Annotated in this window: 19 protein-coding genes; 9 read left to right on the top strand and 10 right to left on the bottom strand. The window is 71.5% G+C overall.

Translation table 11 applies throughout. From position 1 onward, the window contains the following. The first annotated feature begins 58 nt into the window (after positions 1–58). The 3 genes from RF644_RS03950 to RF644_RS03940 all read left to right on the top strand — a co-directional run bounded on the left by RF644_RS03950 (position 59) and on the right by RF644_RS03940 (position 2,209). Positions 59–436 carry a TIR domain-containing protein gene (locus RF644_RS03950; RefSeq protein ID WP_368795484.1) on the top strand — a complete coding sequence of 126 codons (378 nt, stop codon included), beginning with the start codon at positions 59–61 and terminating at the stop codon, positions 434–436. A 70-nt stretch (positions 437–506) separates the two neighbouring features. Continuing rightward, positions 507–1,535 carry an FAD-dependent oxidoreductase gene (locus RF644_RS03945; RefSeq protein ID WP_368795483.1) on the top strand — a complete coding sequence of 343 codons (1,029 nt, stop codon included), beginning with the start codon at positions 507–509 and terminating at the stop codon, positions 1,533–1,535. 227 nt (positions 1,536–1,762) lie between these two features. After that, positions 1,763–2,209 carry a hypothetical protein gene (locus RF644_RS03940; protein ID WP_368795482.1) on the top strand — a complete coding sequence of 149 codons (447 nt, stop codon included), beginning with the start codon at positions 1,763–1,765 and terminating at the stop codon, positions 2,207–2,209. 48 nt (positions 2,210–2,257) lie between these two features. Here the strand turns inward: RF644_RS03940 and RF644_RS03935 are convergent, their stop codons facing one another. After that, positions 2,258–2,761, bottom strand: a complete 504-nt coding sequence (locus RF644_RS03935) for an SRPBCC family protein (RefSeq protein WP_368795481.1) — start codon at positions 2,759–2,761, stop codon at positions 2,258–2,260. 293 nt (positions 2,762–3,054) lie between these two features. On the opposite strand from RF644_RS03935, the gene RF644_RS03930 reads away from it, so the two are divergent. Beyond that, a complete protein-coding gene (locus RF644_RS03930; RefSeq protein ID WP_368795480.1) occupies positions 3,055–4,005 on the top strand; it encodes an intradiol ring-cleavage dioxygenase in 951 nt (316 codons plus the stop codon). Between the two features lie 47 nt (positions 4,006–4,052). On the opposite strand, the gene RF644_RS03925 is transcribed toward RF644_RS03930, so the two are convergent. The 3 genes from RF644_RS03925 to RF644_RS03915 form a co-directional block, all read right to left on the bottom strand. After that, positions 4,053–4,379 (bottom strand): GYD domain-containing protein, encoded by a 327-nt coding sequence (locus tag RF644_RS03925; RefSeq protein ID WP_368795479.1) that lies wholly within the window; start codon positions 4,377–4,379, stop codon positions 4,053–4,055. Between the two features lie 58 nt (positions 4,380–4,437). Then, positions 4,438–4,887: a DUF4440 domain-containing protein gene (locus tag RF644_RS03920; protein WP_368795478.1), complete on the bottom strand. Its 450-nt coding sequence runs from the start codon at positions 4,885–4,887 to the stop codon at positions 4,438–4,440. 137 nt (positions 4,888–5,024) lie between these two features. Then, positions 5,025–5,453 carry a DUF1801 domain-containing protein gene (locus RF644_RS03915; protein WP_368795477.1) on the bottom strand — a complete coding sequence of 143 codons (429 nt, stop codon included), beginning with the start codon at positions 5,451–5,453 and terminating at the stop codon, positions 5,025–5,027. 470 nt (positions 5,454–5,923) lie between these two features. On the opposite strand from RF644_RS03915, the gene RF644_RS03910 reads away from it, so the two are divergent. Continuing rightward, positions 5,924–6,157 carry a hypothetical protein gene (locus RF644_RS03910; RefSeq protein WP_368795476.1) on the top strand — a complete coding sequence of 78 codons (234 nt, stop codon included), beginning with the start codon at positions 5,924–5,926 and terminating at the stop codon, positions 6,155–6,157. A gap of 216 nt (positions 6,158–6,373) precedes the next feature. Beyond that, a complete protein-coding gene (locus RF644_RS03905) occupies positions 6,374–7,162 on the top strand; it encodes an acetoin reductase (RefSeq protein ID WP_368795475.1) in 789 nt (262 codons plus the stop codon). Between the two features lie 133 nt (positions 7,163–7,295). On the opposite strand, the gene RF644_RS03900 is transcribed toward RF644_RS03905, so the two are convergent. Together RF644_RS03900 and RF644_RS03895 are read right to left on the bottom strand one after the other, a co-directional pair. After that, positions 7,296–8,453, bottom strand: a complete 1,158-nt coding sequence (locus RF644_RS03900; protein ID WP_368795474.1) for a thermonuclease family protein — start codon at positions 8,451–8,453, stop codon at positions 7,296–7,298. Positions 8,454–8,549: 96 nt separating this feature from the next. Continuing rightward, entirely contained in the window at positions 8,550–9,209 is a 660-nt protein-coding gene (locus tag RF644_RS03895; protein ID WP_368795473.1) for a M15 family metallopeptidase, read from the bottom strand. Between the two features lie 400 nt (positions 9,210–9,609). On the opposite strand from RF644_RS03895, the gene RF644_RS03890 reads away from it, so the two are divergent. Next, positions 9,610–10,374 (top strand): nuclease-related domain-containing protein, encoded by a 765-nt coding sequence (locus tag RF644_RS03890; RefSeq protein ID WP_368795472.1) that lies wholly within the window; start codon positions 9,610–9,612, stop codon positions 10,372–10,374. Positions 10,375–10,392: 18 nt separating this feature from the next. Here the strand turns inward: RF644_RS03890 and RF644_RS03885 are convergent, their stop codons facing one another. Further along, positions 10,393–11,802, bottom strand: coding sequence for a plasmid pRiA4b ORF-3 family protein (locus RF644_RS03885; RefSeq protein WP_368795470.1), 1,410 nt, complete (start codon positions 11,800–11,802; stop codon positions 10,393–10,395). A 162-nt stretch (positions 11,803–11,964) separates the two neighbouring features. On the opposite strand from RF644_RS03885, the gene RF644_RS03880 reads away from it, so the two are divergent. Then, complete coding sequence (locus RF644_RS03880) at positions 11,965–12,234, top strand: hypothetical protein (RefSeq protein WP_368795469.1); 270 nt, start codon at positions 11,965–11,967, stop codon at positions 12,232–12,234. Positions 12,235–12,390: 156 nt separating this feature from the next. On the opposite strand, the gene RF644_RS03875 is transcribed toward RF644_RS03880, so the two are convergent. Both RF644_RS03875 and RF644_RS03870 read right to left on the bottom strand, forming a co-directional pair. Continuing rightward, on the bottom strand, positions 12,391–12,693 hold the full coding sequence (locus tag RF644_RS03875) for a hypothetical protein (protein ID WP_368795468.1): 303 nt from the start codon (positions 12,691–12,693) through the stop codon (positions 12,391–12,393). A gap of 236 nt (positions 12,694–12,929) precedes the next feature. Then, on the bottom strand, positions 12,930–13,880 hold the full coding sequence (locus RF644_RS03870; RefSeq protein WP_368795467.1) for a helix-turn-helix domain-containing protein: 951 nt from the start codon (positions 13,878–13,880) through the stop codon (positions 12,930–12,932). A 134-nt stretch (positions 13,881–14,014) separates the two neighbouring features. Here RF644_RS03870 and RF644_RS03865 point away from each other — a divergent pair, with 134 nt between their 5' ends. Next, a complete protein-coding gene (locus RF644_RS03865) occupies positions 14,015–14,797 on the top strand; it encodes an SDR family oxidoreductase (RefSeq protein ID WP_368795466.1) in 783 nt (260 codons plus the stop codon). Between the two features lie 241 nt (positions 14,798–15,038). On the opposite strand, the gene RF644_RS03860 is transcribed toward RF644_RS03865, so the two are convergent. Then, positions 15,039–15,374, bottom strand: coding sequence for a hypothetical protein (locus tag RF644_RS03860; RefSeq protein WP_368795465.1), 336 nt, complete (start codon positions 15,372–15,374; stop codon positions 15,039–15,041). Between the last annotated feature and the right edge of the window lie 156 nt (positions 15,375–15,530).

The following is a 15,530-nucleotide window of genomic DNA, read 5'->3' as shown; positions in this document are numbered from 1 at the left end:
ACCGCATATGGTGCCTTGCACTAGGACAAACATTCGATGTGGCAGGGAGTTGACGGCAATGGCGCCGAAGACTGTATTTCTGGCGTTCGCGGAGCAGGACGAGCTGTTCCGGAACCTTTTCACCGCGCAGTGGGACCGGGCCGGGGACCAGGCGCGATTCGTGGAGCCGCCCGGGAACGGGACGAGCCCGGACGAGTGGAAGCAGGACGTGCGGGACCGGATCCGCCGCAGCGACGGCGTGATCGCGCTGATCGGCGGCGGCACGCCGGAATCGGACGCGGCGCGGTGGCAGATCCGGTGCGCGGTGGCCGAGGACAAGCCGCTGCTGGGCCTGTGGGTGGAGCCCGAGGCGCGGAAGAAGCCGGCCGAGATGGGCCCGGCGCGCTGCGAGTCCTGGACGTGGGAGAACATCGGGAACTTCCTCGACCGCCTGTAGCCCGGCCGCCCGCAGCTCGACCGCCCGGGGCACGTCCCGGGACCGGGACCCGCCGACCACAGGAGGAGCCGTGCGCGGATCGGCCGTCGTCATCGGTGCGGGCATCGCCGGCCTGGCCACCGCCCGCGGCCTGCTCGGCGCGGGCTGGTCCGTCCGGGTGCTCGAGCGCTCCTCGGGCCTGCCCGGCACCGGCACGGCGCTGGGCATGTGGCCCGAGGCGATGCAGGCCCTGGACCGGCTGGGGGTGGGCGAGCAGGTCCGGACCGCGTCCGTGGAGCAGCGGGGTGCGCGGCTCCTCCGGCCGGACGGCACCGAGATCGCCCACCTCGGCCCCGGGCGCACGGCCCGGCTGGTCCCCCGGCCGGCGCTCCTGGCGGCGCTGGCCCAGGGCCTGCCCCCGGACGTCATCGCGTGGAACGCCCCGGTGACGGACCACGGCGCCCTGCCCGCGGCCGACGTCGTCGTCGCCGCGGACGGCGTCAACAGCCCCGTCCGCGCCGCGCTCTTCGGCGTCGCCCCGCGGCCGCTGGGCACGGTCGCCCTCCGCGGCACCGTCCCGGGGCCGGCGGACGGCGCCACGGAGACCTGGGGGCCGGCGCGGCTCTTCGGGATCACCCCGCACGACGCCGAGCGCACCAACTGGTTCGCGAGCGTCCGCGCCGACGTGCTCGCCGCCGCCGCGTCCGAGCGCGACGACGCCCAGGCCCTCCACCGGCTCTACGGCGACTGGCACCCGGACGTGCGGCGCGTCCTGGCGGCCCTCGGGGACACCCCGATCGACCGGCGCACGTTGCTCGACGTGCCCCCGCTCCCGTCCTACGTCCGGGGGCACACCGTGCTCCTCGGCGACGCCGCCCACGGCATGGCACCCAATCTCGGCCGGGGCGCCTGCGAGGCCCTCCTCGACGCCACGGCGCTCGTCGAGGCGCTGACCGCCGCCTCCGACGTGCCCGGCGCCCTGCACTGGTGCGACGCCGTACGCCGCCGGCCCACCGTCCGCACGGTGCGTCTGGCCCGTCTGGCGAATCGCGTGGGCACGGCGCGGCACGGGCTGGCCGTGCGCAACGCCGCGGTCGCCGCTGCGGCCCGCCTGAGCTAGCGCGGGCGGGCCTCAGCTGCGGACTGCCGGGGCGTCACGAACGAGGGCGACCCCCAGGATCATGGTGGGGTGAACCGTGCGATCGGCCTGCGATGCACCCTGTGCGGCGCCCCAGACGTGGGTCTTTGTGGGGACAGAGGGGCCAAATAGTGACTCCGGAGTAGCCAGTAGGCTGATGTATACGAATCGACTGTGCTTCGCCCCCCCACTCAGGAAGCGAGACGACGATGACCACCTCCGAGATCCTGCAGGACGCCAAGAACCTGGTGGAGACCCGCTCCCCGGCCGGGGTGCGCGTGGACCGCTTCGAGATCGTCGACGAGGTCGCCGAGCTCTCCCTGTCCTTCCGGGCCGAGGCGCTGGACAACGTCCTGGCCTCCGAACTGGCCGCCACCGGCGGGCCCGCCGACTGGGGCGACCCTCGGGCGCCGATGGACGAAGGCTCCCCGACCTGGGCCTACGCCGGAGGGATCGCCGCCCTGCTGCACCACGGCTACTTCAACCAGACGATCCTCACCCAGCACGAGGCGGCGCTGCTCCGGATCCTCGCGGCGCACGGTCATCCCGGAACACCGGTGACCGCCACGGCCACCTACAGCGCGGCGGAGCTCATGCCCCACTACCGCCGGCTCAAGGCCGAGCACCTCAAGCACCTGAGCACCCCCCAGGGGTGAGCCGCCCTCCCCGCACGGGCCGGTCGTCGCCGATGGTCGGCCTGTCCGTCACGGTGCGGAGGACGACGACGCGGCGTCGGCCTCGGCCACGCGCTTGAGCCGCTGCAGGCTCTCCCGCAGTCCCTCGCGCATCGTGGTCATCCGGTCCCGGTCCCGGCCCAGGGTGCCGATGATGAACCAGCCGATGCGGCCGACCGGGCGGGCGATCTCGTAGGACTCCGTCACCCGGGTGCCGGTGCCCTCCGGCTCGAACCGGTAGCGCCACACGAGGGTGCCGGCGAAGCGCTCGGTGCGGGCGAACGCGAACTCCCGGCCGGGTTCGGCGGCCATGACGATCGGCGTGTTGTGCCACGGGAACCGGGAGTCGGGCGGCACCCGGTTGCGGGCCCGGAAGCGTGCGCCGACGCGGGGTCCGCCGTCGTCGAGCCAGACCACCTCGTCGACCTCGGGACTGTACTCGGGGGTGCGGGTGACGTCGGCGACGAGGTCGTAGACCGCCCGCGGCGGCGCCTCGACGTGGATGGAGTCCTCGGCGCGGCCCAGTGTCTGCATGGTGGTCCTCCGTGCGGTGTCCGCGTGGCGGGGGCCCGGGCGCCCCGGGGGAGCGACGGGCCGGGTGCTCCCACGGTAGGACCCCGGTGCGGCGGGTTTGTCGGGGTGAGACCGGATCGTTGCTCGCCGCCGCTGCGTGTCGCCGGCGGACTGCGGCCGGTGCGCGTCCCGCCGACCGGGCGCCCGCACCGACCCATGAATTCGCACACGCGGGGCTGTGTCCCGGCTCAGCCGCGGCACAGCACCCGTTCCTAGCGTGGAGGCCGACGACGACCAGTACCGATGGAGGACCCATGGACCGCAGCACCCCGCACGAGACGGCGCTCAGCTACGAGGGCCGCCGGCTGCCGCGCCCCGAGGAGGAGGTGGTGGACCAGGGGCTGGGCTTCGACATCGGCACCCTGATGAACCGGCGGAAGGTGCTGACGGTCTTCGGTCTCGGCGCCTCGGCCCTCGGACTCGCGGCCTGCGGAGCCGGAGCGGGCGGCAGCGGCGCGAGCGCGTCGTCGTCGGCCTCGACGTCACCCTCGGCCTCGGCCACGGCCCTGGCGGTGGACGAGATCCCGGACGAGACCGCCGGGCCCTACCCCGGGGACGGCTCCAACGGCCCGGACGTGCTCGAGCAGAGCGGGATCGTGCGCAGCGACCTGCGTTCCAGCTTCGGGGACGCCGGCGGCACCGCCGAGGGCGTGCCCATGACGCTGGAGCTGACCGTCGCCGATCTCGCCAACGGCGGGGTGCCGTTCGCGGGAGTGGCCGTCTACGTCTGGCACTGTGACCGGGAGGGCCGCTACTCCATGTACAGCGAGGGCGTCACGGGGGAGAACTACCTGCGCGGGGTACAGATCGCCGACGACGACGGGAAGGTGCGTTTCACCAGCATCTTCCCGGCCTGCTACACGGGCCGGTGGCCGCACATCCACTTCGAGGTCTACCCGGACCAGGCGTCCATCACCGACTCCACCACCGCGATCGCCACCTCGCAGGTCGCCCTGCCGAAGAACGCCTGCGACGCCGTCTACGCCACCGCCGGCTACGAGTCCTCCGTCAGCAACCTGGCCCAGCTCACCCTGGCGAGCGACAACGTCTTCGGCGACGACGGCGGGGCCAGCCAGCTGGGTGCCGTCACCGGCAGCGTCGCCCAGGGCTACACCGTCACCCTGACCGCCGGGGTGGACACGACCACCACGCCCACCGGCGGAGGCACGGCCGGAGGGCCGGCCGGGCCGCCCCCGTCCCGCTGAGCGATCCAGCCGTCGGTCTTCTGCTCGGGATCCCTTGGCGGCCGGGATCAGGTGCCGGGAGGCCGGTACTTGACCTGCTCGGCCCGGCGCAGCGCCTCCAGCGTGTCCTCGACGCTCATGAGCACCGTGGTCTCCAGGGAGCTCAGGGCGCCGCCTCCGCTGATGGCGAGGGCGACCGCGGCCATGGACACGTTGTCGGGCGCCTCCCACAGGTTGTAGCCGTCGTGCTCGCCGAAGGCGTACCAGAAGCCGTGCAGCTTCCCGCCGACCGATTCGATGTAGTCCTGGGCGGCCCGGCGGCGGTCCTCCGGGTGGGCGATCAACCGCGCCCAGGTCTCCGGGGTGTAGCTGAACTTGGACAGGTAGAGCGGCATCGTCTCGTCCCTTCTCCGTCCGGCGGGACGTCCTGGTGGCCGTCCCGCCGGCACCTGGTCAGGCCCCGGTCCCGGACCGGTCGACCATCGACTCGATGGGACGGGGCGTGGTGATGGCATCGGCGTGGCGGTGGCAGATCCGCCAGACACCGTCCTCCTCGCGGCGGTAGACGGTGGTGGCCCGCAGCGCGAAGGGAACCGGCTGATCGGCTCCGCCGAGCTTGGCCCGGCAGTGCTCGATCTCCACGATGTAGGCGATGTCCGCCGTGCCGTACTCGGAGATGCGCTCGAACCGGACGGGCTCGCCGTCCCGCATCTGGGACGCGCCTCGGCGCACGGCCTCGGCGACCCGTTCGAATCCGCGGGCCGGCGGACCCAGCGGGTTCGCCAGGGTGACGTCCCCGGCCCGGGAGAACATCCCCACCTTCGGCTCGGGGTCCCCGCGCACCAGGGCGCTGAAGGCCTGGTGGTCGGCTTCCACGGTCTGGGTCAGGTCGGCGGGGATCACGGTGTCCTCCTGGGGTCCGCGGCGTTCCACTCCTGCTGAGCTGACCGTAGGCCCCGCCGAGGGGCGGTCCAAGGGGAACGGCCGGATCGTCGCCGGCCCGTGACTCATGTCGCCTCCGTGTCGGCGGCGACGTCCGCTCAGTCCGGGGCGCCGTCCCGGGCGCGGTCCGTCCAGGGGCCGTCGCCGAGCTTGGTGTACGAGGCGGCGACGATCTGCTCGAGGACGTCCAGGTCCACCGCGCCGAGATCCTTGAGGTAGATGCAGCCCACCCCGGTGGTGTGCGGGCCCAGGCGCGCCAGGTTCTCCCGGTGGGCGTCGACTCCGTCGTACACGTAGACCGTCGTCGCCGCCTTCCGGGCCGCGAAGCCCGCCGCGGGGGCGTCGCCCTCGTGCCCGCTCGCGTACTTGTAGTGGTATTGGCCGAAGCCCACGATGGTGCCCCACATCTCCGCCGGCTGCCCGGTGACCCGGGTGAACAGGGGGAGGAGGCGCTCGGCGTCCGCCCGCCGCTTCGCCGGCGTGACCCCGGCGAGGTATTCCTCGACCGGCTGATCTGTCTTCTCCACGATGGGCTCCTCGGGGTCGCTGGGACGTCGATCGTCTCAGGCCCCAGGGTCCTCGGCCGGTCCGACACGACAGCGCGGACTCCGCTCGGAGTATGGGCGACGACGACGCGGGTCGGTCACCGACGGCTCAGGCGCGGCGTCCGAGGCGTGCGGCGAAGTCGTCCGAGCGGACGAGATCTGGTCGGTACGTTGGTCACCCTGTCGTCTTGTCCAACTTTGTCTGAACAACGTTTTACAAGAGTCGGGAAGACCATGTTCTGCAGTGCGCGGCCACGGCCGTACGGTGGATGGTGCTGACGCCGGGACCGGTCCGGCTCCTGACGGCCGACACCCTCTCCCGGTCGCTCCGGGCTGAGCCTCTGTCCACGTATGAGGGGACGCTCTGCCGAGCACATTCCGCCGACCAATGTGCCTCTGACATGGGACGATGTTGATTGCGACATTCATTTCCCCACGTCAGGAGCACCCCCATGGAAATCATTCCGGAGGGCCGACCCCTCCATGTGCTGGCCGTCCTGCTCGGCATGGCCCTGGGCATCAAGGCCCCGCCCTCGTCCTTGCGGTCGACCGCAGGATGGGCGCTGGCCACCGTCTCCGCCATCACCTACGCGGGCCTGGTCGCCCGGGACCGGGACCGCAACGCCCAGTGGGACTTGGCGCGCCTCGCCTATGACCGCTGGGGCGGCACGTGCCGGTGCTGCTGACGCCTCGGGTGACGCACGGAGTGGCGATCGCAGCGTGATGCACGTCCGCCTTCGACGGACTCGACGTGCACGCAGCTGGTGTCCCAAGGGTTATCGCTGGGCGATAGCGCCTGTTTCGTGAGCTGAGTCACCCCCGCAGACTCATGGGCACGGGCACCAGCGCCGGCGACGGAGCCGGCGGAGCGCAGGACCGGTGCCACGACCACAGGAGACACCATGCCGGACACCACTTCTCGCGTCGCACTGATCACCGGAGCCGGGCGGGGCATCGGCCGCGCCATCGCCGAGCGGCTCGCCGACGACGGGCTCGACATCGTCGTGGCCGACGTCCCCGACGCCCAGGACAACATCGACGCGGTGGTCTCCGCCGTGGAGGACCGGGGCCGCAAGGCCGTCGGAGTGGCCGGGGACGTGTCCAACCACGAGGACGTCGCACGCATGGTGCAGGAAGGAGTGGACGCCCTCGGGCAGCTGGACGTCTTCGTGGCCAACGCCGGCATCGCCCAGGTCGACGAGATCCTGGACGTGGAGCCGGATGCCCTCGACCGGATGCTGGACGTCAACATCAAGGGCGTCTACTACAGCTACCAGGCCGCGGCCCGGCAGTTCATCGAACAGGGCACCGGCGGCAAGATCATCGGGGCCGCCTCGATCGTGGCCTTCCGGCCCTTCCCCGTCCTGGCCTCCTACTCCGCCACGAAGTGGGCCGTGCGCGGTCTGACCCAGGCGGCGGCGATGGAGTTCGCCCGGCACGGGATCACCGTCAACGCTTACGCCCCCGGGGTGGTGGGGACCGCGATGTGGGACCTGATCGACGAACGGCTCACCACCCGCGACGGCACCCCGCGCGGCAGCGCCCTCCAGGCCCAGGTGGACAACATCCTGGCGGGCCGGGTCTCCGAGCCGGCCGACGTGGCCAAGCTCGTGTCCTATCTCTCCGGATCCGACTCCGACCACATGACCGGGCAGACGGTCCTGATCGACGGAGGCATCAACTTCTCCTGATCCCCGCCGGGGCCGGCCCTTCGGCTCCAGTAGTCCGGGCGCACCGACCCGGCAGCGCACATCGTGACGTGGGCTGCCGGGTCGGTCCGCATCCGCGGCGCTCGCCGCGGGACCTCACGATCCGAGACGGGGCTCAGCAGGGCTTGAAGAACTTCCCCCCGGGCGCGTAGCAGCGCGGCCCGGTGTAGCCGGGGATGTCCGCGTAGTAGCCGGGAGGGGCCTGGTTGACGATGTTGGCGCCCGGGTTCGGGGCGGGGGCCGGCGCGGGTCTCGGCGCGGGAGTGGGAACGGGTGCCGGGTTCGGTGCGGGCGCCGGCGCGGGCACGACCGCCTGACGGGCGGCGTCGGTCGCTGCCTGCCGTGCCGCTTCCGCCTGGCGGTCGAGCTCGGCCTGCCGGGCGGACTCCGCCTGACGTGCCGCGTCGGCTTCCGCCTGGCGGCGCTGGTCCTCGGCCGCCCTGCGCTCCGCAGCCTTGGCTTCCGCCGCGCGGCGCTGCTCCGCGGCACGCTCCTGGAGGGCAGCGACGTCCTGGCGGACGCCTGAGATCCCGGTCGTGAGCGACGGCAGCCCGACCAGATGGCGGACGTGCGGGTGCGCGTCGCCGTCGACCGCGTCGAGGGCCGCCAGGAACGCGACGGCGGCCGCCACCTCACCGGTCGCATCGGCGAGGTCCGCCGGCGCGGCGTCGGCGAGCGCGCCCTCCGCCTGCTGGAGCTGTGCGGGAATGGTGCAGCCGTGGGCGGGGTCGAGCAGGCCGGTCTGCTGCTGCTCGGCCTCGGCGAAGGCCTCCTCGACGGGCGGCAGGAACCGGCCGTTCGGCGCGATGTAGAGCGGTGTGCCCAGGCCCTGGCGGGCGATCTCGGCGTTGACCAGCGTGCCGTCCTCCAGGAAGACCCCGGCCAGGGTGCGGTCGTAGCGGTCGGTGCGCTCCTGGTCGTACTCCAGGCCCACCACGGTGCCCGGCGGCAGGAGCTCCTCCAGCAGCGCTGTGGCCTCCGGGCCGAGGCACTCGACGATCTCGTTGGGGTCCTTGGTCTCCGGGGTGTCGATGTTGAGCAGCCGCACCCGCACCACCTCGCCGCCCAGCTGGACGTCGACGGTGTCGCCGTCGATCACCCGCTCCACCACGGCGCGCTCGCCGCGCAGTTCCGGAGCGGCGGAGGTTTCAGTGGTGGCGGTGTTCGACGACGACGTCGTGTCGCTGGAGGCCGCCGACCCGCCGCAGCCGGTCAGGAGCAGGAGGACGAGCGCGGAGGCGCTCAGGCGGAGAGAAGCGGGTGAGGGGGCCACGGGAGTCCTGTCAGGAAAGCGTCAGTTCCCCTCCAGCGTATGGATGCATCTGCAATCACCGGGGAGGCTGGTGTCCCCAGTTCTGCGGCAGCAGGCTCAGTACAGGTAGTCCGGGGCCGGCGCGAGGCCGAAGAACTCCTCCATGGTGTCGACCTTCGGGTCCACCTTGGCGGCATCCTGCATGTCCTCGACGAGGTCCGGACCGACGTAGCGCAGGTGCCACGGCTCATAGTCGTAGCCCGTGATCTTCTGGTTCTCATCTCCGTCCGGGTAGCGGATGATGAACCCGTACTCGTCGGCGTGCTCGGCGACCCAGGCGCCGACCGGGGTGTCCTCGAAGCAGTCCTGCAGCGCGCACGCGCCGGAGGAGTTGCCCACGTCCATGGCCAGCCCGGTCTGGTGCTCGCTGTGCCCGGGCCGAGCGGCGATGGTGTCGGCGGTCTCCTGCCCGTACTGCTGCACGTAGCTGTCGTAGAGACTGGCCTGGTGGTCGTAGGAGCGGTACCCGCTGATCGCCACGATGTTCACCCGGTCCGCCTTGGCCGCCTTGACCATCTCCTGGTAGGCCTGGGCGGCCTCTGAGCGCAGCTGCTCCGTCTTGATCCGGGTCAGGGGCTTCGGCGCATAACTGGGTGGATCCAGCGGTCGGTGCTTGTTCACCACCACCGTGAGGCTCGAGGCGGAGTCGATGTCGTAGGTCGTCGTCCCGCCCGCGCCTGCCGTCGGCGCCACGAACCCCACCGTCAGAGCTGCCACCGCTGTTGCACTGCCGAATCGGCCGAGAAATTGCATCATGTCCACGCCCCCACGTGTTCGGAAAAGACCAGCGTCAGCCTAGCCACGGTCCGTCACCGCGCGGGCAGTGTGACGGGGGTGTCCGTTCCGCAGCGTCGGGGCCGTGCGCCTGCCGCACCCGCATACTGTGTGCAAAAGTAAACACACTTCGTCGAAGCGGTGCCCCGCTGATCGTCAGCGGGACATGCCCTCCGCCCCTGTCCGAAAGCTGACGACCATGCCGCCCTCCGCCGAGCCTGCGCCTCCGCCGCCCATCCGCACCACGGGATTCGCCGCCTTCCGGCTGCTCGGGCCGCCGGCGGAGGCCCCAATCCCGGTGCAGGAATCCAGTCTGGCGAACCGACGAGCCGGGCAGGCGGTGATGGCTGAGACGCTGCGGATCCATGACGGAGATCCGCCCCGGTCGTGGTTGCGACGTCTGGTCGGAGCCAACCCGCTCAACGCCGACAGCCGGCCCTGGTTCCAGGGGGCTCTGGGGGAGATCGCGGTCGGGCAGATCCTCGGCCGCCTGGGCCCGGAGTGGACGGTGCTCCACGCCGTTCCGGTCGGCGCCGGGGTCTCGGACATCGACCACGTGCTGATCGGTCCGGCGGGCGTGTTCACGCTCAACACGAAGAACCACGCGGGCAGAAATGTCTGGATCGGCGAGCACGCGATCCTGATCGACGGGCACAAGCAGCACTACCTGCCGCACGCCCGGCACGAGGCGGCCCGAGCGGCGAAGCGGCTGAGCGCGGCGGTGGGGGAGCCGGTCTCGGTCACCCCGGTGCTGGTGCTGATCGAGCCGGGAAAGCTGACGGTCAAACAGCGTCCCGCCGACGTCAGAGTCGTCACCGATCGTGAGCTGCTGCGCTGGCTGAAGCGTCGTCGTCCCGTCCTGGCTCCTGAGCGGATTGCCCGGATCGCTGCCGTAGCCGTGGTTCCGGGGACCTGGCACCACCATCCCGCGCCGCCCGAGGACCCGGTCGCGCTGCAGGAGCGCTTCGCGGAGCTGCGACACACCGTGCGGAGCGCGCGACGCCGCCGCAGGCTGTGGGGCCTCGGGATGATCTTCGGGGGCACTGCAGTCGCCGTCAACTACGGCTCGGACCTCCTGACGGCACTGCTCAGCGCCGGACTGTCCTGAGCGACAGAAGCACAGCGGTCAGGAGCGCAGCACGGCGCGGGCGAAGGAGCGCCCTTCCGGAACAACGGATGCGTCCGGTGCATCCAGCGCGGATAGTCTGCCGATCACGCCCAGCTGGGCGAACACGTCCCAGCTGTCCCGGACCTGGCCGCGCACCATGTCGGGGGTGAGTCCCCACCCGTCGGCGGCCTGCCAGCCGAGGACCTCCAGACCGAAGCCGATCCGTCGCAGCACCTCGTCCTGGGATTCGGTGTGACCGGCCGCGAGCTCGAGGGCCAGCAGGAGCGTGGCATCGCGCCCGGCGTCGTGCCGGTGCCGGTGGGCCAGGGACCGGGCCACGAAGAACCACAGGCCCACGGGGTCGTCCCCGAGCCCTCGGACGGCCACGGGCAGGACCAGCCGACCCTTGAGTTTGCGCACCAGTCCGAGCCTGTGCGCCTGCTCGCGCAGCCGCCTGACCGGCTGGGTCCACTCCTCCCGATTGCCTTTCCCGATCCAGCGCTCATCCCAGCCGAACTCCTCCATGGCCTCGGCCACCACGGAGGGCGGCAACCACCCGGCAGCGGTCAGATTCAAACCATCGGCACCGACCCTGCGGATCAGCCAGCGGTACGGGGTCACCATCCGGTCCGCCACGGCCGCATCGACCAGCACGGGTGTCTCCAGCTCAGCGGACTGCAGACAGGTGCGAAGTTCTGGGCGCAGACCGGGCGGAACCCGCTCCACCAGCTCGGCGACAAGGGGAGGTGTGTCCGGATGCGCGGCGGGGCGTCCGTCGTCGTCGGAGGCGGGGAAACGGAGGGCCAGCTCGCGGTTGACGGCGTCGACGTCGAACTGGTCGGCATCAAACGGCTGCCACGGACCGACGGTATGGGCAACCCACTCCGTCAGCTCCTGGTGACGCTCGTGGCCGGGATCGGCGAGGGCGCCCAGCAGCTCGGCATAGCCGGGAGTGCTGCCGCAGTCCTCCGGGGGCGCTCGCCGTTCGCCGCGATCCACGTGCGCAGCCGGTTCCATCGCGGGGACGGTGAGCTGCTCGACGAACTCGAGGCGGTGGATCCAGCGGTCACCGAAGTCGTACTCGTAGTACAACGGACTGCTCTCCTCGGCCAGCACCTGGCCGAGGGTCCATTCGGTCTCGGGCAGGCCGTCCAGCTCCTTCAGGTCCTCGTGGGTCATCCAGCGCCGGGGGTCCCGGACCTCCCCGTCCACCGGGTGCAGGCGCTCGTCGGGGTCGGTGTCCTCGAACAGGTGCAGGTGGCTGTCTCGCCAGCCCATGGCGATCTGCAGGGCCTCGTGCACCCGGTCCAACGTGAGATCTGCGTCCAGCTCGAGAAGCCGCCAGATCTCGGGTTCGGTGTCCAGCAGGACGATCTTGAAGCGGATCAGATCCCGCGTCGGCCGGCCGGTTCCCGCGCGTGCTGCCATGGGGCCATCCTCTCAACCCGGCTGCCCTCATGTCAGGTGCCCACGGCCCGGACGCCCGGGATGCGCGACGGTACCGGCGACCGGGCACTGCGGTCCGTGCGGCTCCGTGGGGCAGCCGGGTGGACTCTTGTGGGTTCCGCCCCGTGAGCGCACAGTTCTCTTATGAGAACGACGAAGCCGTTGTTCGTGGTGGCCGTGGTGATCGCGGCCCTGGCCCAGCTGGTGGTCGGATTCTTCTACATGGCCAGCGGTTTGATGGCTCCGCTGTGGGCCATCGTGCTCCTGGGTGTGTGGTGGGTGCTCCTGACATATGTCGGGGTGCGGCTGGTGCAGCGTCGGTCCTACCTGGTGCTCCTGGTCCCCGTGGTGGCCGTCGCAACATGGTTCGGCGTCATGACGTTCGGGGAAGCGGTGCTCGGCTGGACTCCCTGAGGTCCATCAGCTCGTGCCGCAAGCGCCGCCAGAGGGTTCACACCGCTGCCCACGGTGTTCTACAGCCGGCTGCTGTAGCGCCCGTCGGGGTAATGCCCTCGTCGGGCAGCAGGCGCTGGACCTGCCTGCCGGACGAGGGCTCCTTCCAGTCGCACCTCACGAGCAGGTTGCGGGCCCGGACAGGGGCCGTGCGTTCATCGGGATGTCGTCAGCCACGGCGGCCTGCCGGCCCGACGACGCGGCGACGACGTTCGACGGACTCACCGGGTGACCGGCGCCCACGCGCGGGGCCCCGTCGCCCAGGAAGACCAGGCTGCGTCGCAGCGTGTGGACCCAGCCGTCCCACCCGAGGTGGCGCCACGGCACCCGCTCCTCCGGGGGTGCGGCCAGGCGGCCGATCACTGTGTACACCGACAGCACAGCGGCTGCGGCCAGCACCAGGAACACGAACGAGATCATGATGAGCTCCTTGCCTGCGGTGTGCCGGCCGATCCGGCGCACCCTCACGCTGACAAGCCTCGTCGGCCGGAGTCTCTCGCACGAGTGGCAGAAATGACTACCTCCGGTCATTTTCTGCCAAGTCTGTCGGCACTCTGCCGCGGAGTCCCGGATGAGCGGAACGCTTGCTCGAGACTGCGACCATGACGGAGCTCGTCGGCCGCGCTCTCGCGGCCGAGGTGCTCAGGAGGCGGTGGTCAGGAGGTCGTCGCGAAGCGGCGGCGGTACTGCTGCGGGCTGAGCCGGCGGATCCGGGTGAAGTGGTGGCGCAGCGTGGCCGCGTTGCCGAAACCCACGTCCGCGGCGATGCGCTCGACGGGCAGGTCGGTCTCCTCGAGGAGCTGCTCGGCCCGGTGCAGGCGCCGCGCGGTGATCCAGGCGTGCGGCGTGGTGCCCGTCTCGTCGCGGAACCGGCGGGCGAAGGTGCGCGGGGACATGGCGGCGCGCCGGGCCAGGGCGTCGACGTCGAGCGGCTCGTCGAGGTGCCCCACGATCCAGGTGAGCAGCGGGTCCAGCGTCTCGGCCCGGCGCTCGGGCACCGGGTCCTTGATGAACTGGGCCTGACCGCCCTGGCGCTGCGGCGGCACCACCATGCGCCGTGCCACGGTGTTGGCGGCCGCCGAGCCGAACTCCTGGCGCCACAGGTGGAGGCAGGCGTCGAGACCCGCCGCGGTGCCGGCGCTGGTGAGGATGCTGCCGTCCTCCACGTAGAGGACCTCGGGCACCACCTGCGCGGCGGGGAACCGCTCGGCCAGCTCCGCGGTGTGCATCCAGTGGGTGGTGCAGCGGCGGCCGTCGAGCAGGCCGGCCGCCCCCAAGACGAAGGCGCCCGAGCAGATGGACAGGAGCCGGGCGCCACGGTCGTGGGCCGCGCGCAGCGCGTGGATCACCTCCTCCGGGACCGGGATGTCCCGGGACATCGCCGGGAGGACCACCAGATCCGCCGCGGCCACCCGGTCGAGCCCGTGCTGGACCGCTATGTCGAAGCCGGCGATCGTACGGACCGGCCGCCCGTCGGGACTGCACACGGCGAAGTCCATGACGGGCAGGCCGTCGCCCGAGCGGTCGATCGCCCAGGCCTCGCAGGCCACCCCGAGCTCGAAGGGGGAGACCTCGTCGAACACGATGACGGCCACGTTGCTGATCATGGGTCCATGCTCCCAGCCCCGTGGCAGGAAGTCGACGACAGACAGAAAGGTGACACTCGCGGCAGGACCGGCCGGCGAGGAGAATCGGTGCCAGCAGCACCGAGGCACGGACGGCGGGAAGAGGACGGTGGGCCATGGAGAGCACGGACGAGGGCGAGCGCCGGAAGGTGGCGGTCCTGGGCGCGACCGGGCAGCTGGGCGCACGAGTGGTGACACATCTGCGGGAGCGCGGCGTCGACGTCGTCGAGGTCTCCCGCGGACAGGGCGTCGACGCCTACTCCGGGGACGGCCTGGACGCCGCGTTCGAGGGAGTCTCCACCGTGGTGGACTGCCTCCATCTGGCGACGCTGTCCCGCAAGCGCGCCGTCGACTTCTTCACCACCACCGCACGCAACGTGGCGGCGGCGGCACAGCGGGCAGGGGTGTCCCGGATCGTGTGCGTCACGATCCTCAATGCCCGGGAGCCCGAGGTGCACCGGTGGATGGGCTACTACGCGGGCAAGGCCGCTCAGGAGCAGACCTACCGTGTCGGGCCCGTCCCGGTCACGTTCGTGGCCTCGGCGCAGTGGTACGAACTGGCCGAGACCCTGCTGTCGCAGATGCGCATCGGCCCGCTCTCCGCGGTGCCCGGGATGCGCTCCCGGCCGCTGGCCGCCGACGACGCCGCCGCGTTCGTCGCCGACCGTGCTCTGGAGCCCGGCGGCTCCGCGGCCTCCGACGACGCCGTCATCGCGGGGCCCGAGGTCCGCGACATGGCGGAGCTGGCCCGCGCGATCGACCAGCGCCGAGGCGGTCACGGGAAGGTCCTCCGGGTGCCGGTGCCGTTCACCGCTCTCGGCAACGGCGGCCTCCTGCCCCGAGGAGACTTCACGACCGCCCAGACCCGGTTCGAGGACTGGCTCCGCGGCACCTCGTGAGAAACGTGATCGCCGGCACTCACGGACTCGTTCCGGGCGGCACGATGAGCTCAGCCGGTACCCGTCGATCCGTGCGGTGGGGCATGACCCTGATCGAGGCCTTCCAACCCCGGACCGGAGCTTGAGTGGACGCCTTCGGGTAGGTCGGGATCGTGGAGCGATCAGGGTGGAGCGCAGTGATCGCGTACCGGATGATGCTGCAGGCCGCACGGATCGCGTGCTCGAGCTGGTAGCGGTGCACTCAGCGTCTCGGCAACGACTTCAGGATGGACAGCCGCTCCTCCTGGCCAATCAGGCCGCCCATGGGGGAGACCTCACGCATCTCGATGCTGCCGGGGTCGGTGGAGTCCAGGACCGTCCGTAGGGTCTCCACATCGCGGGTCTCCACGATGCGGCGCCAGCGGTCGAGGTTCTCCACGTGCGGATGCCCTTGCACCGAGCTGCTGAGTCGCTCGAGGTTCTGGAGGATCCGCGGTGTCCAGGAGGACAGGGTCTCTTCGTTCAACTTGGGGACCAGCGACCGGTGAAGGAGCAGGGTGCGCAGGCTTGACCGGTTCATCGCGGTGTCCTGGGACATGGCTCCTCCTCTCGTCCTGGTGACCGATTCTACCGTTGCGCATGGTGTCCGAGCGGACTGGTGGCTCATCTCTGGTACCCAGGTGAAACGTCCCCAGGCGTGGCCATCAGAGCATCACGTTGGCCGCGCTCTGGGAGAGATCAAGGTTGGGCTGAT

Origin of the sequence: Kocuria sp. CPCC 205258 (genome assembly GCF_040981005.1) — a bacterium.
GTDB classification, from domain to species: Bacteria; Actinomycetota; Actinomycetes; order Actinomycetales; family Micrococcaceae; genus Kocuria; species Kocuria rosea.
This window is presented reverse-complemented; position numbering and strand designations above follow the sequence as displayed.